Consider the following 19598-nt stretch of genomic DNA (forward strand, 5'->3'; position numbering starts at 1 on the left):
CCCGCAGGCAGAAGGAACCTGCCGTGGCATCTAATCTGTTCGAGTGTCGGCTTGAAGATTGCTTCGCAGTCACATTCCACTGGCGATGAAAACTCGAGAGCGCACCAAGCTCGTCCCCCCACCCAACTACTGATCCGCCGTCATCCTGAGGAGCCGCACGACGAAGAACCCGCATTTTTTTCGTCTTGCTGCAGCACGAACACGGGTGCCCCATGTTTTCGCTTTTGGAGACGTGGAAAGCAACGAACCTGCTCTCGAGTGCACTCACGCACCATGGCCGACCGCAGTTGCTTTCGCGTTACTTTCAGGCTAGGTGGTAATCCGCCCGCAGTCAGGTTCATGATGGCCGAGGTGGACTAACGCGGCTCATGGGGAATGGGGCAGATTGCCTGCGTGCCGGGGTCCGTCTGACCGCCCACTGGAGCAAAGCGACCGTCTGGTTCGCGCACGAGAAACATCAGGTAGGAGCTGCGGTTCGACACCTCAGACGGATCGAATCTGACGAGCGACGGTCCGTTCATCCTTGGTGTGTCGTCTGTTTCTCGGTAGTGGCGAAGTGTGAATCGTTCGGTCGCTGGATTCCCTTTGAGGACAGCAGAAACGGCGAATACAGTGTCTACCCCAATGACCTCGACTTTGCTTCGCCTTCCCTCTGAGTCCTGCCGAGCGATGCCGGGCAGAACCGATCTCTCTTTTGTGTCCTCTGTTTTGGTGACCGGGTTGGCAATTACCACGAGGTCGGATTTGGCCAACATCTCTCGATAGCTGAGAATGGAGACAAGCCTCGCTTGTGCTGGCTCAGGCATCACGCACATCAGAGATTGTCGCCGCACCAGATAGGAATGTGAGGCTCTTCGCCATACGTGTCCAGCTGGTATTCACGACGTGCATTTTAGACGGGTTCTGGGCCATGGTCGCCACATGCCGGAAGTTGGCATGACCACTTGCATCCAGCCAACCCTCTGAAATCCTGTCAAGCCCCTCACCTGTGGAAAAAAGACCTAACCAGCTCATTCCAATCACCACAAAATGTGGAAAAATAATTGCGAATTACGAATCAAATCTGCCATACTTGATATAGAGAAGAAAAACGAATGCCCGCCGGCCAACGGTGGGCATTTTCTTTTGCTCGCAATCCTGCTCTCTAAAGGGAGTTCTCCATGCACCTAGCCGACGAAATCACCGCCCCCCACACCCCGGAGCTGCGACCCACGCGCCAACTCGACAAAAGACGGACCTACGCACACACCAGCGAGCGCCGCAAATTACGGCTACTCGATGGGAGTAACTAACCTGCTACTGTGTTTACTAGAAAATTAGCTACCCCTCCCCCTGTTTTTACTTCTCCATTTATTCGCCAAAAATTGGGTCAAACCCTAGACTCTATTTCAGATACGTGACTACAAAATCCCATAGGTCAAGAACAAGTCGTCGTAACAACTAAATCTATATTGTATTTATCAGTAAACATCCCAAAAGTCCGGCTCGATGTCGGGCTTCCGCAGACACACCTGTCGTAGCCACCAGCCAGAATTCGCACTCGAACTGACACGTGCAGCCCGCGTATTTTCTAGGAAAGTAATCCTCGCGCCTTAGCTTCCGCAACCGCCGGAACCCGCCTTAGCACCTGCGTCAGCGTCAGGGTCAGCAGCCCCACCACCGGGATCGCCAGCAGCAGCCACGCCAGCAGCGCCTGCCCCGCCATCACACCCAGTTGCGCAGCCACACTGCTTGAAGCATGCATCAATTGCATCGGAGACTGCGCCAGCGCCGAGAAATCAAGCGCAGCATGCGTCGCCGGCGCCAGTTTCCCGCCCAGCCGCGCGAACGGAACAATCAGCGCCAACTGGAACGGCATCGCCGCATAGTTGGCCGCCTGAATCGCCGGCAGATTGAGCCGGAACACGACCGCCAGTACCACGCAGAGCCCCGTCGGCACTCCCACCAGCGGAATGCACCCCAGCACAAACCCGAGAGCGAGCGTCAGCGCCAGCCGCTGGGGCGAGATGCCCTCCAGCAGCCACGCCGCCGCCCTCTTCTTCATGCTTTCGAAGGTGTATGCCGTGGGCTTCATGTCTATCTACCTTTACGCATATAGATGCTCAGTGGATTCAACACCGCGTGAAACTTTTAAGTTGCGTACCAACTTGAACAGCACCGTAGTAATGTGGCGCGCGAACGCAATCCGTGACACCAACGAGCGGTCCTATGTCCTCTGTCCCTTTGTCCCTGCCTGTTCCCTGCCTTTCAACTGTTCCACCACCATCTCCACCTTCCAATCCAGTTCGAGCGTACCGTCGATGACCAGATCGGCATTGGCACTCGAAGGTGTCACCCACTCCATAGCCGAAGGCCGCACCGTCGTCTCGTACTGCTCCCGCACCGACTCCGGCGTGCGCCCGCGATCCGTCACATCTCGCTTCAGACGCCGCTCGTAGCACAGCCCGTCCGGCGCATCGACGTACACCCGCAGGTTGTAAATCGGCAAAAGCTCCGCGTAGCACAACGCAAAGATGCCCTCGACGATGACGAACGGGGCAGGCTCCACCGTCTCGGTTCTCCCATGTACTCGCGTGTGCGTAGCGAAGTCGTAGAGCGGCCGCTCAATGGCCTCCCCGCGCGCCAGCGCCGCCACGTGCTCCGCCAGCAGCGAGCTCTCAATCGTCGCCGGATCGTCGAAGTTGATCCGCACGCGCTCCGCCGGATCGAGGTGCGACAAATCGCGATAGTAGTTGTCGAGCGGGAAATGAATGCCCCCGAGAACGCGAGCCAATTCCTCCGCAAGCGTAGTCTTGCCCGATCCCGAACACCCCGCCACCGCGATGACGACGCTCACTCCGCCACCCGCTCCGCAATGCGCGGCGTCAGCCTCTCCAGCAACCGCGCCAACCGCTGCTCCACCTTGCGCCCCGCCTCGAACACTTCATCGTGACTCAACTGCGTCGCCCCCAGACCCGCGGCCAGGTTCGTCACGCACGAAATGCCCAGGACCTCAATCCCCATATGCCGGGCCACAATCGTCTCCGGCACCGTCGACATCCCCACCAGCGTCGCCCCCAGCGTCCGGAAAGCTCTGATCTCCGCCGGCGTCTCAAAACTCGGCCCCGGTGTCGCCAGATACACGCCCTCCGCCATCGCGAATCCCTCTTCGGCGGCCGCCTGTTTCGCCAGTCCGCGCAGCTCATTCGAGTAGGCCTCAGTCATATCGAAGAACCGCAGCCCCGCCGCAGGAATACACGCAAACCGTGGCTCATTCGGACCCGTCAGCGGATTCCAACCCATGAAGTTGATGTGATCGCTCAGCGCGACCAGCTGCCCGATCTCCAACCCCTCGGCGATCCCGCCTGCTGCGTTCGTCAGCACCACCGCGCGAATCCCGAGCGCACCCAGCACGCGCATCGGAAATGTGACCTCGGCAGGCGTATAGCCCTCGTAATAATGCACGCGGCCCTGCATGACAACAACGGGCACGCCCCCCAGTTCGCCCGCCACCAGCCGCCCCGAATGCCCTACCACCGTTGACTGCGGAAAGTTAGGAATCTCCCCATACGGCACCACCACCGCATCGCGCACAGCCTCTGCCGCCGCCCCCAATCCCGATCCCAGAACGATGCCAACACGCGGCTTCAGCCCATTCAGCCGCGCACGCACAAACGCCGCCGCCTCACCCACCCGATCAAAATAAGAGCTCATTGCAACTAGCTTAACGAAACCCGAGCCCAGCAACACAAAGGCCGCCGGAACCGGCGGCCTCACTGGGAACTGTGAACTACGAACTACTGACAACTCTCTCGGCTACTCCTCGCCTCCCTGCGAACTCACCGGCTTCGTCATCTCCGCCTCTCGAACTCCCTTATCCACCGCTCTCTTCCGCGGCGCCGTCTTCGCGCCGCACGCCATCGGCACGTTCGCCATCTGCTTCGCGAACACCTTGTAGCTCACGGTGCCCGGCCGCAGCGTACCCCAGTAGCTCTTCCTCGTCACCAGCGGGCGATTCAGATCGACAAGCTGGTTCTTCATGATCCGGATACCGCACGACAGGTTCCGCTCCGGCTCCAGAATCGTCTTCCCCGGATCGCCTGCTCGAAGCCCCTTGTCGTTGTCCCAGTCAAAGTCGCACCCGTAGCGCTGGTTGTCTTCGTAGGTCAACTGCAACAGCCCCTGCTGCCGCACTGTCCGCTTGCTCACCGGGTCGCGAACCGCCACCGTTGGATCGAGGTGCTTGACGTCCGCCGTGGGCCGCAGCCCAGCTTCCGCCCCCGCCAGCGCTTGGAACAGGTACGCCCAGAACGCGCGCTTATCCGGCTGGCTCAGCTCGCCAAAACGCGGGCAGAACGGGTGCACCGCCTTCGCCATCCCCGGCGTCATGAGCTCAGCAGGCAGGTTCTCCTCAATGAACACGTCCCACTGCGGATCCCACGTGTGCTCGCTGCCCAGCTCCACCCTCTTCACGGCAATCGGCGTGGGCGGCGCGGGCTTGATCTCTTCCGGAGGCACTGGCCCGGGCGGTACCGGAACCGCCGGATGCGTCACGGCAATCGCCTGCCCTTGGGCGCCCGGTAGCGAGACCGGCTGCCCCGCGGCCTGCGCCTGCTGGGTCTCCGCCGCTTCCTGTTGAATCACCTGCTTCACCGCCTCAGCCGGCTGCGCGAGCTGCTGCGTCGGCGCAAGCTGCTGGGGCGCGGCGGGCACTTGCTGGCTCGTCTGCGGGACCGGTTGAGGGCTCTGTTTTTCCGAACTCGACTGGCCCATTGCCGACGCCGCCGCCAACGCCAAAATCATCGAAACAACGCTGGGGAATCGTCTACACACAGACAGATACGATGCGACCCAATTCCAAACCAGTTGCGTCCGGTGAAGGTTTTGGAGCCATTTCGAAGCTGCGCTCATTGAAAAATAAGCCACTTAGGCAAATCGATGAGAGGATTAAGCTAGGGCCTTGCGCCTTAGGAGATCGCCCGGAATGAAGCAGTTTGTCGCCGTCATCTTCGGCCTGGGATTGCTCTGCAATGCCCTGCTCTTCGTGCCTCAGGTCATCGCTGTCTGGCGCAAGAAGAGCGACGAAGGCATCTCGCTCATCACCTTTGGCGGCTTCAGCGTGCTCCAGGCCATCGGCATCGTCCACGGCGTCTACCAGCGCGACCTCTCCCTGATCCTCGGCATGGCCGCCAGCCTCCTGAGTTGCGGAACCGTAACCCTGCTGACGGTCTTCTACCGCACCCGCCGCATCCGCTCCGCTCGATACAACAGCTAACCCGGCCTACTTCGAGTGCATGAGGTTCTCAGTCACCTTGTAGTTTCCCGGTGTTCCCGTCACCGCAATCGGGATCACCGCCCCCGCCTGCTTCTTCCGGAAGAACGGCGCCAGCGGCTTCAGCAGAATCGACTTCCACCCCGTCGCGTCCTTCGCGATATCCGCCTTCGTCGCCACTGTGCCCGTAAGGCGCACCGCGCTGGTATGCAGGTTGAACGTCCCGTCCAGCCGCGCCTGCGCGCCTGGCACCTCAAAAGTCAGCCCGTGGGTCGTCACCACCGCGTCCCGGATAGTAGCCGGCCCGCGCACCGACGAGATCGCGTCGGCTATCGGCGTCGTCTTATCCTTGTCAGGATCGGGAGCTTTCCCACCCCGCGCCCGCTGGCTGAACGCCGAGAGATTGCGCTCCGTCGCGCCGTCCGTCACCTTCTCTCGTGGCACGTCGAACCCGCCATTCACGCGCAGCCGATGAAAGAAGTCTCCCTCCTTCGACGGCGCAAGGGACGCGTGCGCATGCAGATCGACCAGCCCAACTATCGGAGGCGCCTTGTGTAGAAACGGCCGCAGAAGATCCTGCGCACGCCCCCCGGTCACCGCCAACTCCAGCTCTGTCGTCTTACCGCCCACACCTTGTGTGCTGCCCGTTGCCATCACCGCCGTATCGCCCGTGCGCGCCTCCATACGGTGATACACCACGTCGCCATTAAGCCCGTTCACAGTGCAGTCGATCCGCCCGGTCACTGACGAAGGAGTTCCGTCGTCCACGGCAAAATCGGGCGTATCGGTGTCGGCCGCCGCCCGAATCGCATCCAATCGCCCGCTGAAGCTGCCCGATCCGCTCAGCGTTCCGCGAATCTTGCCCACATCTTGCAGCCTGAATCGCTCTACCTCAAACTTGCCTGAAACCAGCGTCTCACCGGGACTTCCCGCGCTGAGCGGGCCAAAGTATCCCGACGCCCTGATCTGCCCATGCGGAATGGCATTGTCCATGTCCACCGCGTACTTCATGGCTCGCCCCTTCTGCATGTTCTCGATATGCAACTGCCGGATCGGGAAGCTGAACCGTGCCCCGTTCTCACGCAACACATCCAGCAACGAAGCATGGATCTCCATCCGCTCTATGGGAGTGTCAGGACCGGTAAAGTCTGCCGTGCTCCCGGCGGGAAAATCTTCCTGCGCTGCCTTGCTTCCCGGCGGCGGCAGAACCAAATGGAAACCGGTTATATCAACCAGCTCGACGCGCCGGCGCAGCATCAGTAGATCGATCCAGCGGCCCTGCACGACGAACGTCTGCACCGTCCCAATTGGCGGCTGATGCGGAGCCGACTTGCGCTTCAGCGTGAGCCCGGTGGCAATGAACCCTGGATTGGGAAAATAGGTCCGATGGTAGCGCGTGATTGTGATCTGGCAACCCAGAACGTCCTCGAGCAGCGGCTTCATCTTCCGATACCGGTACGGCCAGTTCTGCCCGACGAACCAAATGCCGACCATCACGCACGCCAGCGCCACCCAGCCCGCGATCAGCAGCCACCGCGGCCGGCGTCGAGCGGGAATTGGCTTTTGCGGCGACTCGGGATCAGGTGGAGTATCTTCCGACCATCGTGCCAATGCCGCCCGAGCCATTCAGATCCCTTTCCGCTGCCGCAAAGCAGCTGCGCCGCCTCTTTTAGGACGACTGACTGCGGAGATGATGTTGCCTGACACTCCCTTGGCGAGAGTGACAAGTTTTGCAGCACAGCCCGTTCCGACTCACCCGGATCGCGCTATCATTTCGCCGGAGTTTATATATGTCCAACTACCTCTTCTTCTGTCTGGACTGCCAGGAAGAATTCGCCCAGCACATGAACATGTCGGAGTACGAGAAGGGCGGCCTGACCTGTCCCAAGTGCGGCGGCAAACGGGTGACGCAGCACGTCGAAGCATTCTCCGCCGTCACCTCCCGCAAAAGCTGAGCACCTGCGGCGGCCACTGTCGCGCCCTCCTGCAGTGCTGCAATCGGGGACGTGGGTACACTGCTGGTGTGGGGTGCGGATGTGTCTTGCAAGCAAGATCCCGCACCGAGGGAGGTCTCCGTATGTGCCGCAATATCAAGATCCTGTTTCACTTCGATCCGCCGGTCACCGATGAGGAAGTCCGCGCGGCTTCGCTGCAATTCGTCCGCAAGATCAGCGGTTTTAATAAACCCTCAAAGGCCAATGAAGCGGCATTCGCGGCCGCGGTGGAAGAGATCGCTGCGGCATCCTCACGGCTGCTGACCACGCTCGAAAGCAGCGGCCCCCTTCGCAATCGCGAAGAAGAAGCCGCCAAGGCGAAGGCCCGCAGCGCGGAGCGGTTTGCGCGATAAGCAGCCGACAACAGATCACCTGATCACCCGTTCTGGTACCAGTCCTCGGGCGACACCGTCACCGTCGCGCAGCCCATCGTGTAGTTGAACCAGCTGTGCTCGGTTGTGGGCGCGGCAAAGAAGCCCTCCAGCTTGCGAGCGCCGGCGAAGTTCTGGATCAAGGCGCGCGGCCCGTAGAAGAGCGTGAAGAAGCTGTCCCAGTCCACAGTGAAGAGAAAAGACGCATCGGGCGCGACCAGACTTCCGCACCCCGGGAATGGAACGGATCGGGCTCGAAGATCGTCAATTCGCAACCGCTCGACAGGATCAGCCCGCGGAAACTCAGGCACGAAGATCAGCTCCTCATAGACGAGGTCCTCGAATGCCGCGAGAAAATCTGACTGGAGCAGCGGCTCGAAGGCGCCCTGCCCGGGCATCCAGATCGGCTCGGCTTGCAGAAACCGTTGCAACGCATCGCGCGCTGGAAAGTCACACAAATAGTCAACCAGCGATCCAGTTGCGGTGAGCAACGCCTGGTTCAGTCTGGCGCAATTGGAGACGCCAAGTTTTGCGGCGACATGCGACCAGTTGCATTTCGCCCCTGCCGACAGGATCTGATCTTCGGTTGGGTATTGCCGGGTGACCTTCCAGGCCATCTCGTCGGGAACGCAGACAAACGGATGCAGCAGCACGTAGACCGCTTCAAAGTGCCGGTCATAGGCATCCAGAAGCGGAAGTTCCTGGTTCGGATAGACAAACTGTTCAAATTGCACGCGACAGAATAGCAACCGCGCCGATACCTGCTCTGTGACGGCGATCCTATTTCATCGCGCGAATTCGTCTAGCCCAGGAACATCCCCGCGATCGAAGCGCTGATCAGATTCGCCATGGTCCCAGCCAGCATGGCGCGCACGCCAAGTTTCGCTAAGTCGTTGCGCCGCTCCGGTACCAGCGCTCCGATGCCGCCGATCTGCATGCCGATAGACCCCAGGTTGGCGAATCCGCACAGCGCGAAAGTCGCGATGGTGAACGAGCGCGGGCTGATCATGGCCTTCTGTGCCCCCAACGCGATATAGGCTATGACTTCATTCAGAGCCATGCGCGTACCGAGCAGGTTCCCGATCAGGCCGCAGTCGTGCGCGGGCACCCCAATGAGCCATGCCACGGGCCAGAAGATGTAGCCGAGAATCTGGCCGAGGCTGGGCGGAATCCACGGCAGGCCTCCGTGCACCCACGCTAGCAGCATATCGAGCAGCGCAACCAGGGCGAGAAAGCTGATGAGCATGATCGCCACGTTCATCGCCAGCTTGCCGCCGTCGATGGTCCCGCGCGCAATCGCTCCAATCAAGTTCTCGTCCTTGTGCTGCTCGTCTTTGGGGATGATGACCTTGCCTTCCGTGTCGGGAATTTCAGTCTCCGGCACGAGCATCTTCGCCACGAGAATGGTCCCGGGCGACGTCATGATCACGGCAGCGAGCAGATGTTTGGCCTCGATTCCCTGCGAGATATACATCGCCATGATGCCGCCGGAAACATGTGCCATGCCGCTCGTCATGATCGTCATCAGCTCGCTGCGAGTAGCGCGTGACAGGAACGGCCGGATGGTCAGCGGCGCCTCGGTCTGGCCCATGAAAATCGACGCGGCAACATTCATGCTTTCAGCGCCGGAGATACGCATAGTTTTCAGCATGATCCAGGCGAAGGCGCGAATGATCTGCTGCATCACACCGATGTGATACATGACCGCGAAAAAAGCCGATATGAAGATGATGGTCGGCAGCACCTGAAACGCAAAGATCGCCCCGGAGTTGGGCGCGATCAGCTTACCGAACGCACCGGAGTTCGGCAGGCCGAGTTCGCCGAAGAGCACACGCGTGCCTGCGGTGGTGGCAGACAGCATCTTGTTCACCACGTCGCCGGCCCAGGCCATCGCCTGCTGTCCGAATGTAAACCGCAGCACGAAAAATGCGAAAATGACCTGCAGGCTCAATCCCCACGCCACCGTGCGCCAGCGGATGCGGCTGCGATTGGTAGAAAACAACCATGCTGCGGCCAGCACCGCAAGAATGCCCAGTATCCCGGTGAATCGATCCACGATGCTCCTAAAGCTGGCATTGGAATCAGGTATGAGTATAGAAATCCTCTCGCGAATGCCTGATGCCTCTTGCCCTGATGCCTAGTCTCTACTTCCTTTTTTACCAGCATCCGCGAGGTAGGCCTCTGCGGATTGGCGATCAAACACCCAGCCGACCAGCGCCCGCTCCACCCGCAGCGGCTCTGCGGAGATGCTGATTGCTCCTTTCAGACGGCGAACGGGCTCTTCAATGTGCGCCTCGTCGGTCGCGTAGATCGTCGCGATGGGCTGCCCATGCTCCACGCGTGCGCCGCGACGGGCGTGGAACTCAAAGCCCGCATGCGGATCGACGGGCGCGCCTGCCTTGGCTCGGCCAGCGCCGGTTCGCTGCACGGCCCAGCCGATCTCGGTGGTATCCATCTCGGTGATGACGCCGGCAGCCCAGGCCTCCAGAACACGGGTCGCGCCGGGCTTGTGCGTCGCAAGCGGGTCATCGAAGACCGAGAGATCGCCACCCTGCGCCTCGATCATCTTGAGGAAGGCAGACAGCGCTGATCCGTCACGCAGCGTGGCCTCTGCCATCACTCGGCCTTCTTCGGGCTCGAATGCTTTTCCGCCCAGGTGGATCATCCATCCTGCGAGTTCAAGCGACAGCTCGCGAAGGTCTTCGCTGGCGTCTGGACGCTGCCCGCGCAGCAACTCGAGACACTCGGCGATCTCAATCCAGTTGCCGGCAGTGCTGCCTAGCGGCTGGTCCATGTCCGTCAAAAGCGCCACGGTCCGCGTCCCTGCAGCTTCTGCAATAGCCACCATCATTGCGGCCAGGTAGGCGCTCTTTTCGCGGTCGCGCAGAGATGAGCCGGAGCCCGTCTTCACGTCGAGCACGAGACCGGCGAGTCCCTCGGCGAGTTTCTTACTTACGATCGAAGAACAGAGCAGGCCTGTGTTCTCCACTGTTCCGGTGCGGTCGCGGAGCGAGTAGAGGACGCGGTCGGCAGGAACCAGCGTCGGCGTCTGACCGACGATCGCGCACCCGCAGCGCGCAACCACAGACTCAAATTCAGCAAGAGAGAGATCGGTCCGATAGCCGGGTATAGATTCGAGTTTGTCCAGCGTCCCGCCGGTATGGCCTAGCGCACGGCCGCTAATCATGGGCACGGCCAGGCCGCAGGCCGCGGCCATGGGAGCGACCAGGAAGCTGGTCTTGTCGCCCACTCCGCCGCTGGAGTGCTTGTCCACCGCTGGCTTTCCCAGTCGCGAGGCATCGAACTTCTCACCGGAGTCGCGCATCGCCAGCGTCAACGCGCGCGTTTCCTCGAGGCTGAGCCCATGAATGAAGGACGCCATGAGCCACACGGATAGCTGTTCCGGCGTAACAGCGCCGGACACCGCGCCCGCGACGAGGTGCTCGATCTCGTAAGCGCTTAGCGCATAGCCATCTCGCTTTTTGCGAAGCAAATCAACCGTGTGCAGGCGGGCCATTCCGTTCACGCCTTCATGTTGGTATTGAATGCGAGAGGCAGCAGCTCCGCGAATCGCATGGAGCGCACTTGATCATCCGCAAAGAAGACGATTTCAGCGTCAGGCTCAGCGAATTCGGCTAGCATCTGTCGGCATGCTCCGCACGGAGGGCTGGCAGCGTTGTTCAGATTGGCAACGGCCACCGCGCGAATGCGAAGACCGGGCCCACATTCTGCGACGGCGCGCACTAACGCCGCACGCTCTGCGCAGATAGTTAGCCCGTAGCTCACGTTCTCGACATTTGTCCCGGTGACAATGGCGCCGCTCGACAACAGCAATGCGGCACCGACCTTGAAACCGGAGTACGGAGCATACGAGTTCTGCGCGATCGCGAGCGAAGCGTCGAGTAGCGAGCTCAGTTCCAGACTCAAAGCGCCGTGAGGCATTGGAAAGCAACTCTCTTAAGAAGTATGAATCTTGAGGCTACCGCACGCGGCTGGTTCGCGACCAGCACAGCCACTCATTAGCTTCTTCTCATGCAGCCATCCGTTACATCGATCACATGACACCTGCCTCTCAAGTCCCGGCCGCGTTCTCCGATAAAGCTGGGGAGCGCCGATTCGCTCAGCCAGTGGTGGCGCTCGCGACTAGCGGCAAGTGGAAGAGTGAGCATGGACGAACTGACCAGGGAGTTTCTCATCGAAAGCCAGGAAGGCCTGGACCGTATGGAGCATTGCCTCACTGACCTGGAGTCAAGACCGGACGACCTTGAGTTCCTGGCCGAGATCTTTCGCGCCGTGCACACCATCAAAGGCACCACGGGTTTTCTCGGATTCAAGCGCCTGGAGAAACTGGCGCACGCGGGCGAAAACCTGCTCGGCCTGCTGCGCGACGGCAAATTGGCGGCGACCCAGGATGTGATCACTGCCCTTCTGGAACTGCTCGACAGCCTGCGCTCCATTCTCAAGATCATCGAAGAGCGCGGCGAGGAAGGAGAACACGAGAACACGGTCAGTGACGCGGAACTGATCGCGCGGCTCGATGACTTGCAGATTGCCGCCGGAAGCAGTGTGCCAAAACAGGTCCCCGTGGCCGCACCACTGCGCGGGAGTCAGCCAAGCCTCGCTGCGACCAACGCGGAGCATTCCCCAACCACCCTAGATCCCGAGGTCGAGCATGGCCAGGCCGACAGCCTCGTAACTCCTGAACCACTTTCTGTCGTCAAAACGGACATCGAAAAATCCATCCCTGCCGCTACGGAGACTAGCAAAGCCACGGGCGCACCATCGGCGGCAGAGAGCACACTGCGCGTCGACGTGATGCTGCTCAATCGGATGATGAATCTTGTGGGCGAGTTGGTCCTCACGCGCAACCAGGTGCTGCAAGCCACCGCGGCCGATCCGCGCATGACAATGCTGTCGCGCCGCCTCGACATGGTGACAGCCGACCTGCGCGAAAGCGTGATGAAGGCCCGCATGCAGCCGGTGTCTAACATCTTCTCGAAGATGCCGCGCATAGTGCGCGATCTCTCGCAGACCCTGGGCCGTAAGGTGCGCCTGGAAATGGACGGCCAGGAGACGGAACTCGACAAGAGCCTCCTTGAAGCCATCAAGGACCCGCTGACGCATGCGGTGCGCAACGCGCTCGATCATGGCATCGAAGCACCGGCCGTGCGACAGGCCTCGGGCAAACCAGCAGAAGGTGTTCTCAGGCTCCGCGCGATGCAGGAAGGCAGCCACGTCATAGTCGAGGTTGCCGATGACGGCGCGGGGATTGATGTGGAGCGCGTGCGGGAGAAAGGTATCGAGCGAGGCTTGGTCTCGCGTGAACGTGCCGCGCAGATGTCAGAGCGCGAAATTCTGCAGATGATCTTCCTGCCCGGCTTTTCGACAGCAAAGCAGATTACGAACGTGAGCGGCCGCGGGGTCGGCATGGATGTGGTGCGAACGAACGTGGAGCGCATCGGCGGCACGGTTGAGATCGACTCACGCCCCGTCAAGGGAACGACCTTGCGCCTGCGCATTCCGCTCACCCTTGCCATCATTCCCGCGTTGATCGTCCGCACGCTCGGGCAGAGTTTCGCAGTCCCGCAGGGGGCGCTCTCTGAGCTCGTGCATGTCCCTGCGACGCAGGCGGCGAGCGCAATCGAATGGATTGAAGACGCGCCGCTCTATCGCCTTCGCGGGCAGCTTCTGCCGCTGGTGTTTCTCGATCGCCTGCTTGGGGCGTCCAGACGTGCTGTGGATGAAATGGACAACTTCATCGCCGTGCTCGATGCCGATGGCCGCAGGTTCGGCCTCGTTGTCGACGGACTCGCCGATCCGGAAGAGATCGTGGTGAAGCCGCTCAGCCCGGTGCTGAAGAAAATCGGCCTTTACTCCGGCGCGACCGTTCTCGGAAACGCCGAACTTGCGCTCATTCTCGATCCCGGCGCCATCGCCGGCATGGCAGGCGTCACCATGTCCCAGGAAGTTGCAGCCTCGGCTGCCGAAGCTGAAGCCGATGTTGCCGATGCGAGCCGCCTCGAATACCTGGTTGTGCAGGTGGGGAACCGGCAGGCGGCCGTAGCTCTCGAAAATGTGTTGCGCATCGAACAGGTTCCTATCGCGCGGATCGAGTACATCGGCCACCGCCCTGTGCTGAATTTCAGCGGCCAGTTACTGCCCGTGGAAGACGCCGCCGGACTCATCAACGCAGCCCAGGACACGCCCGAAGCGACCATCATTGTGGTGGTCTGCCGCGAGGGCAATCGCCAGATGGGCATCGCTGTCGATTCCGTGCTCGACGTCGCGCGCGGCGGCGACTTGTTCGAGGCGGGGAACCGCCAGCCCGCTTCGGGGCTGACGTTGTTGCGCGACAAGGTCACGAGGGTGGTGGATCTTGAAACCGTGCCCGCGTTGCCGAACACGGCGGCACAAGGATCGCCTTTCATGTCGAGCTATTGAGTTTGCGCGATGAACGAGGAGATTGCAATGGCCCAGCAACACGCGTCGAAGAAGAAGACCGCAGCAGAGGAGCTCACCCAGGTCTGTTCAGTGCGATTGGGCGACACACTCTATGGCATTCCCATTCGCCACATCCTGGAGATCGTGGGCGGTGCGCGCACACAACAGGTTCCGCTGGCGCCTGAATTCGTCGGCGGTCTCCTGCATTATCGCGGTGACGTTCTCACAACGGTGAGCCTGCGCCGTGTGCTCGACATGCCTCTGAATCTGGCGACGCAGGACCTGCTGGTAATCGAGCATCCCGCGGGGTGTTTCGGACTGCTCGTCGACCGCGTCATGGAGGTGCGTACGGTCTCGTCGGCCGACTTCGAACCGAATCCTTCCACAGTAAGCAAGCAGCGCAACGGCCTCTTCGCGGGCGCATACAAACTTGATGGCGGCCTTATGGTGATGTTGAACCCGGGTTGCCTGGAACCCATGCGCCAGGCGATGGCTTGCGAATAACGGGGGGATGCCATGCGAGCCCTGATCGTCGACGATTCCCGATTTACCCGAAGAGTGGTGCGCGGCCTGCTCGAACAGGCGGGATTCGAGTGCAAGGAAGCCAATGATGCGGCTGCGGGACTGGCTCTTCTACTCGGCGAACCGGACTTCGACGTGGCTCTGATCGACTGGAATATGCCGGGGATGAACGGGCTTGATATGGTCAAGAACATTCGCGCGCAGAACTTCGACGACGTGAAGGTCATGATGGTGACCAGCCAGTGCGACAGCAATGCCATTGTGCAGGCGCTGGAGGCTGGCGCAGACGAGTACCTGATGAAGCCGTTCGACGCAGAATCGCTGCGCGAAAAACTCGCGCTCCTGGGTTTGAACGCCGCATGACCATCTGGACCCGCCGCACCAAAGTTCTGATCGTCGACGACTCCGCCGTCATGCGCAGCTTGCTTCGGTCAGTGCTGGCAACCGACGCGCAGCTTGAGGTTGCGGGAACGGCAGTCGATGGCGTTGCCGCCCTGCAATCCGTTGCGACTCTGGCACCCGACTTGATGCTCCTGGACGTGGACATGCCTGTGATGGACGGCCTCACCACATTGAAGCGACTGCGTGCCGCAGGCCACCGGCTGCCTGTGATCATGTGCAGCGGGCTCACTCAGCGCGGCGCGCGAGTTACCATCGAAGCTCTGGCAAACGGAGCCGCCGACTATGTAGCCAAACCCACGGCACAGCAAGATCGAGACGCAGCGACCCGTACGTTGGCCGCGCAACTCCTCCCCAAAATCCACGCTCTGGCAAGCATAACCCTACCGCAACGCCGGCCGGCACCGTCCGCGCGTCCCGCCGCTACGCAATCGGCTGCCACCAGCGCGCCGGCAGTGCTCGCTATCGGAGTGTCCACGGGCGGTCCCGACGCACTCGAAAAGCTGTTGCCCGCTCTGCCGAGCCGGTTTCCATTACCTGTTGTCGTCGTGCAACACATGCCCGCGCTGTTCACGGGCATGCTGGCCGAACACTTGGACAAATCTTGCCGTCTCCGTGTACGAGAAGCGGCCGAAGGGTTGGCCGTTGTTCCTGGAAACATCTTTATTGCGAGGGGCGACAGCCACCTCGAAGTGATCAAGACGCCCCCGGCCGGGCACAATTCCACACTCCACCTTACCAACGCACCGCCCGAAAATCACTGCAGGCCCTCCGTCGATGTCCTCTTCCGTTCACTCGCGGAGGCGTATGGCGGAAGTGTGCTGGCAGTCGTGCTCACCGGCATGGGCTATGACGGATTGGCAGGTTGCCGCGTTCTTCGCAACAAGGGCGCTACCGTGCTTGCGCAGGACGAGGCCAGCAGCACCGTTTGGGGCATGCCCGGGGCAGTCGCAACAGCAGGCCTCGCCCATCGGGTTCTCTCTCTGGGCGAGATGGCCCCCGAAATTATGCGTCTCACGGTCGCGAGCTCCAACGAAGCTCTCTCGCTTCGAGAAGCGGCGGTTTAGCCGTGCCGGCCACCCAGGTTGTAACTGATTTCGCATTTCTGCGCAAGCTCGTTCAGACTCACTCGCAGAATGTCCTGGATCCGTCGCGCGACTACGTCTTTCAGGCGAGATTGTCGCGCATTCTTCGCAGCCGTGGCATGGGCAGTCTTGCGGAACTCGTGGAGTATCTTCGCTCCAAATCTGATGTTGCGCTCGAATTGGCTGTGGCCGATGCCATGACCATCAATGAAACCAGCTTCTTTCGTGATGGCCGCCCATTCGAACTCCTTCGTCTCGTTCTACTACCCAAACTAATCGACGCACGCCGCACGACGCGCGCTTTGCGCATTTGGAGCGCCGCCTGTTCCACCGGACAGGAAGCCTACAGCCTCGCAATCTTGATTAGAGAACACTTTCCCACGCTGGTGAATTGGAACATCAGAGTGGAAGGCACCGACATCTGCGAAGACGTTGTCAATCGTGCGCGTAGTGGCCGATATCAACGAATAGAGGTCAATCGCGGTCTTCCCGCCCGCTTCCTGGTGCGCTATTTTGAGCAGGACGGCGATGAATGGGTGTTAAAACCCCAGGTTCGGTCTCTCTGCAATTTCCAGAAAGTGAACCTCTGTAAATACCCGTTGCCCTTTCGTGCTAAGTTCGACGTGATCTTCCTGCGCAACGTGATGCTCTACTTTGCTCCTGAAACACGCCTCGCCTTGCTGTCGGAGGTGCATCGACTACTCGCGCCAGACGGTGTGCTGTTTCTGGGTTCAACCGAGCAGCCCGTCGACCCATCGTTATGGACCGCGACTCTCAGCGGCGGAACTTGTCATTTCCGCCCGCGTACACCGTCCTAGCTGGGACGCGGAGTCATGCGATCGTCAAGAAGCGCTGCAACTTCTGCGTGCAACCTTTCAGTGATCTCCGCCTCCGTCGTCTCCGGTGCAAAACGGAGCGGTCCGCCTACTCGAATCTCAAGCTTTCCCGACCGGAACCAGCCGCTGCCCCGCTCCTTCAACTCTCCCAGCCCCCGCAGTGCAACGGGCAACACCGCAGTACCGGATTGCTTGACCAGCAGCCCGATGCCCGGCCGGAAGCGCGCTAGTTGCCCCCCCGCGGACCGGGTGCCTTCCGGAAAGACGAGCACATGATATCCGCGATCGAGCGACTCGCCGGCGTGCGCGAAGCTGCGCTGGAAGTCGCGCGAGCGCGGCAGCGGAAACACGTTAAACAACGCGGTGAGCGCGAACCATGCGAGCGGCCCGAGCGGATAGAAGCCACGCTTGGTTGGCGGCCACTCAGGGTTGCGGAAATGACGGAAGTCTTCGAGCATCTCACCCGACATGGCCGCTGCGACCCGTCTCCGAATTGCGCTGGGAAGCGCATACTGCACCAGCGGTCCGTCGTATGCCGTGATGTGATTGGCGACAATCAGCACGGGCTCGTTGATCTTAGTGCGCAGATCTGGTGGAACAACCACGCGTGGCTTGGCGAGGAACCGCACCAGCGGACGCATGATGGCTTCAATGAAAAAGGCCCTTACCCAATGCACTGGTCGCCACCACGGCCAATGCGGATACACGTATGCGGAACGCGGAGCCTCAATGTGCGAGACATCGGTCTCGAGTGATGCGGATGGGTACTGTGCGGGCGGCGCCGCGACGGCGGCTTCCTCCCGTGCGGTTGGAAGACTCTCCACCGCCTCGGCAATCGGCACGTGTTGCAGCGGCGCCGCCGACGCATGTCCTGATACAAGTGCGCGGACCTCGCCAAGCGTCTGCACCTGCTCGAGCAGACCGCTCTCAGGCGGCATGCCAAGCTTCTGCTCGATTGCCGCCGCCAACTGCACGCGCCCAAGGCTGTCGAGGTGCAGATCCTCGCTCAGGCGCAAGTCGTCGCCACTTTCGTGCGGCGTCTCGCCGGTGATCTGCACAATAAGCGCGAGCAACCAGTCATGCGTAGAAGTAACATGTTCAGCGACGGATCGCGTTGCTGTGGCCACCGCTTGTATCTCTTCGAGCCAGACAGCCACAGCCTTGCGGCGCACCTTGCCCGTAGAAGTGCGCGGCAGGTCCGGTTCCGGATACAACCTCCAGCGACGCACGCGCTGGAACTCAGGCAGTTGAGCGTTGGCAGACTCAATCGCCTTCGGCGCGAGTTCATCGCCCCCGCGCATCGCCAGCACCGCACAAGGCTCGGACCCTGCGGGAGTCTGCATCGCAACCACGGCACAAGCGGCGACCCCGGGCTGCTGCTCGATAACCGCCTCAAGGTCCTCCGGATGAATATTCACGCCGGCGGCAGTGACGATCACCTCGCTCTTGCGCCCCAGAAATTTCAGCTCCCCGGTCGACTGCGCTTCGGCAATGTCGCCGGTAGCGAGCCACTCGTCCTCGCGCTGGCGCAACTCGCCACCCGACCATGTGGCCGTCGAAATCATCGGACCCCGCACCAGCACTTCGCCATCGGGTCCGATCTTCACCTCGCGCCCCGGGAGCGGCTTGCCAATGGTGCCGCGCGCAACATGAAACGGGTGATTCAGCGTGATCAACGCGGTGGTCTCGGTCATGCCGTAGCCCTGCACAAGCACAAATCCAAGCGCGTTCCAGAATTGCTCAACCGCGGGAGCCAACGCTCCGCCGCCGGAAATTAACGCCCAGAATTTTAATCCAAAAGCGCGATGCACATCGCGGAAGATCCACCACTTCTTCCACGCGCGCAGACTGTGCGATGCGGCAACGCGGTCGGCGAGGCCGGGTTGCGTCGATTCGAGATAGGTCTTGAGCAGCGCAAAAACCCGTGGCACGGCGGCGAGCACCGATATGCGTTCCCGGCGAATGATCTCAATGAGCCGGGGCGCAACCAGGCGGCTTTCGAAGTGCACCTGGGCGCGAAAAATTGGCGGAATCCACAAGCCCATGGTCTGGCCGAAGACGTGACTCAGCGGCAGCGTGTGCAAAAAGCGCAGGGGGTGCACGTACTTCTCGTAACGAAGATACTTTTGCGCTGCCTGTTCGATCGGCCCTACACTGGCGAGCACATTGCCATGCGTATGCACAATGCCCTTCGGATCGCCGGTCGTTCCGGAAGTGAACAGAATCTGAAGCGGCGTATCGCGGTTCAATCCAGAGACCGGACCGGCCTCGTCCTGCGGCAGCAGCGACTCCCAGCTTTCGAACTCAATGCGGTGATAGGTCGCGGGCAGTTGCCTGACTAGAAGCGCGTCGCCAACAGCAAGTTTCGGCTGCACATCCGCTGCGACGCGCGCAGCAAAGTCAGCGCTGCCGTAAGCGTCGAGCGGAACCGCGATAACCCCGCGCAGAATGCATCCATGATAGGCAGCGATCCACTCCGCGCTGTTCTCGCCCCAGAGCACGATGCGATCGCCGGCCACTATGTTCTGCGCGGCTAGATACGCAGCGAAGCGACCCGCCATTTTCGCGATGCCTACGTAAGTTGAAACCCGGCGGCGATTGCCCTGGTAGCGCACCACGGCAATCTCGCCACCATAACCCCGAAAATCCTGAACCAGCGTTCCTAAGTGCTCACGCATGTTTGCAGGTTCATGCTAACA

At 61.1% G+C, this 19598-nt stretch carries 20 protein-coding genes; 8 read left to right on the forward strand and 12 right to left on the reverse strand.

What is annotated here, in order from left to right:
* Nucleotides 1-356: 356 nt before the first annotated feature.
* The 6 genes from MOP44_RS26390 to MOP44_RS26415 all read right to left on the reverse strand — a co-directional run bounded on the left by MOP44_RS26390 (nucleotide 357) and on the right by MOP44_RS26415 (nucleotide 4782).
* Nucleotides 357-806 (reverse strand): hypothetical protein, encoded by a 450-nt coding sequence (locus MOP44_RS26390; RefSeq protein ID WP_260793564.1) that lies wholly within the window; start codon nucleotides 804-806, stop codon nucleotides 357-359.
* Nucleotides 799-1014: a hypothetical protein gene (locus MOP44_RS26395; protein ID WP_260793565.1), complete on the reverse strand. Its 216-nt coding sequence runs from the start codon at nucleotides 1012-1014 to the stop codon at nucleotides 799-801. The genes MOP44_RS26390 and MOP44_RS26395 overlap by 8 nt, the downstream gene beginning before the upstream one ends.
* A gap of 556 nt (nucleotides 1015-1570) precedes the next feature.
* Entirely contained in the window at nucleotides 1571-2074 is a 504-nt protein-coding gene (locus tag MOP44_RS26400; protein ID WP_260793566.1) for a DUF2062 domain-containing protein, read from the reverse strand.
* Between the two features lie 132 nt (nucleotides 2075-2206).
* Nucleotides 2207-2836, reverse strand: coding sequence for a uridine kinase (udk, locus tag MOP44_RS26405; RefSeq protein ID WP_260793567.1), 630 nt, complete (start codon nucleotides 2834-2836; stop codon nucleotides 2207-2209).
* Nucleotides 2833-3693 (reverse strand): purine-nucleoside phosphorylase, encoded by an 861-nt coding sequence (locus MOP44_RS26410; RefSeq protein WP_260793568.1) that lies wholly within the window; start codon nucleotides 3691-3693, stop codon nucleotides 2833-2835. Before MOP44_RS26410 ends, udk begins: the two co-directional genes overlap by 4 nt.
* A 102-nt stretch (nucleotides 3694-3795) precedes the next feature.
* On the reverse strand, nucleotides 3796-4782 hold the full coding sequence (locus MOP44_RS26415) for a hypothetical protein (RefSeq protein ID WP_260793569.1): 987 nt from the start codon (nucleotides 4780-4782) through the stop codon (nucleotides 3796-3798).
* Nucleotides 4783-4963: 181 nt separating this feature from the next.
* Here MOP44_RS26415 and MOP44_RS26420 point away from each other — a divergent pair, with 181 nt between their 5' ends.
* The gene (locus MOP44_RS26420) at nucleotides 4964-5254 is read left to right on the forward strand and encodes a PQ-loop domain-containing transporter (protein WP_260793570.1); all 291 of its coding nucleotides are present in this window, start codon (nucleotides 4964-4966) and stop codon (nucleotides 5252-5254) included.
* A gap of 6 nt (nucleotides 5255-5260) precedes the next feature.
* Here MOP44_RS26420 and MOP44_RS26425 read toward each other — a convergent pair whose 3' ends face one another.
* A complete protein-coding gene (locus MOP44_RS26425; RefSeq protein WP_260793571.1) occupies nucleotides 5261-6877 on the reverse strand; it encodes an AsmA-like C-terminal region-containing protein in 1617 nt (538 codons plus the stop codon).
* Between the two features lie 164 nt (nucleotides 6878-7041).
* Between MOP44_RS26425 and MOP44_RS26430 the strand changes: the two genes are divergently transcribed.
* Together MOP44_RS26430 and MOP44_RS26435 are read left to right on the forward strand one after the other, a co-directional pair.
* Nucleotides 7042-7206 carry a zinc ribbon domain-containing protein gene (locus MOP44_RS26430; RefSeq protein WP_260793572.1) on the forward strand — a complete coding sequence of 55 codons (165 nt, stop codon included), beginning with the start codon at nucleotides 7042-7044 and terminating at the stop codon, nucleotides 7204-7206.
* A 122-nt stretch (nucleotides 7207-7328) separates the two neighbouring features.
* Nucleotides 7329-7598 carry a DUF2277 domain-containing protein gene (locus MOP44_RS26435; protein WP_260793573.1) on the forward strand — a complete coding sequence of 90 codons (270 nt, stop codon included), beginning with the start codon at nucleotides 7329-7331 and terminating at the stop codon, nucleotides 7596-7598.
* A gap of 23 nt (nucleotides 7599-7621) precedes the next feature.
* Here MOP44_RS26435 and MOP44_RS26440 read toward each other — a convergent pair whose 3' ends face one another.
* From MOP44_RS26440 to cdd, 4 genes are all read right to left on the reverse strand, one after another.
* Nucleotides 7622-8350: a DUF2711 family protein gene (locus tag MOP44_RS26440; protein ID WP_260793574.1), complete on the reverse strand. Its 729-nt coding sequence runs from the start codon at nucleotides 8348-8350 to the stop codon at nucleotides 7622-7624.
* Between the two features lie 68 nt (nucleotides 8351-8418).
* The gene (locus MOP44_RS26445) at nucleotides 8419-9672 is read right to left on the reverse strand and encodes a NupC/NupG family nucleoside CNT transporter (protein WP_260793575.1); all 1254 of its coding nucleotides are present in this window, start codon (nucleotides 9670-9672) and stop codon (nucleotides 8419-8421) included.
* Nucleotides 9673-9753: 81 nt separating this feature from the next.
* A complete protein-coding gene (locus MOP44_RS26450) occupies nucleotides 9754-11133 on the reverse strand; it encodes a thymidine phosphorylase (protein WP_260793576.1) in 1380 nt (459 codons plus the stop codon).
* Nucleotides 11134-11138: 5 nt separating this feature from the next.
* A complete protein-coding gene (cdd, locus tag MOP44_RS26455; RefSeq protein ID WP_260793577.1) occupies nucleotides 11139-11543 on the reverse strand; it encodes a cytidine deaminase in 405 nt (134 codons plus the stop codon).
* 240 nt (nucleotides 11544-11783) lie between these two features.
* Here cdd and MOP44_RS26460 point away from each other — a divergent pair, with 240 nt between their 5' ends.
* Genes MOP44_RS26460 through MOP44_RS26480 form a run of 5 tightly spaced genes read left to right on the forward strand, consistent with a single transcriptional unit; the run spans nucleotide 11784 to nucleotide 16881 of the window.
* The gene (locus MOP44_RS26460) at nucleotides 11784-14057 is read left to right on the forward strand and encodes a chemotaxis protein CheW (protein WP_260793578.1); all 2274 of its coding nucleotides are present in this window, start codon (nucleotides 11784-11786) and stop codon (nucleotides 14055-14057) included.
* A gap of 27 nt (nucleotides 14058-14084) precedes the next feature.
* Nucleotides 14085-14561, forward strand: a complete 477-nt coding sequence (locus MOP44_RS26465) for a chemotaxis protein CheW (RefSeq protein ID WP_260793579.1) — start codon at nucleotides 14085-14087, stop codon at nucleotides 14559-14561.
* Nucleotides 14562-14573: 12 nt separating this feature from the next.
* Nucleotides 14574-14942 (forward strand): response regulator, encoded by a 369-nt coding sequence (locus MOP44_RS26470; RefSeq protein WP_260793580.1) that lies wholly within the window; start codon nucleotides 14574-14576, stop codon nucleotides 14940-14942.
* Nucleotides 14939-16045 (forward strand): protein-glutamate methylesterase/protein-glutamine glutaminase, encoded by a 1107-nt coding sequence (locus MOP44_RS26475; RefSeq protein ID WP_260793581.1) that lies wholly within the window; start codon nucleotides 14939-14941, stop codon nucleotides 16043-16045. Before MOP44_RS26470 ends, MOP44_RS26475 begins: the two co-directional genes overlap by 4 nt.
* Before the next feature lie 2 nt (nucleotides 16046-16047).
* Entirely contained in the window at nucleotides 16048-16881 is an 834-nt protein-coding gene (locus tag MOP44_RS26480; RefSeq protein ID WP_260793582.1) for a CheR family methyltransferase, read from the forward strand.
* Here the strand turns inward: MOP44_RS26480 and MOP44_RS26485 are convergent.
* Nucleotides 16878-19577, reverse strand: coding sequence for an AMP-binding protein (locus tag MOP44_RS26485; RefSeq protein WP_260793583.1), 2700 nt, complete (start codon nucleotides 19575-19577; stop codon nucleotides 16878-16880). The genes MOP44_RS26480 and MOP44_RS26485 overlap by 4 nt on opposite strands.
* Nucleotides 19578-19598: the final 21 nt, after the last annotated feature.

This window comes from Occallatibacter riparius (genome assembly GCF_025264625.1).
Taxonomy (GTDB): Bacteria; Acidobacteriota; Terriglobia; order Terriglobales; family Acidobacteriaceae; genus Telmatobacter; species Telmatobacter riparius.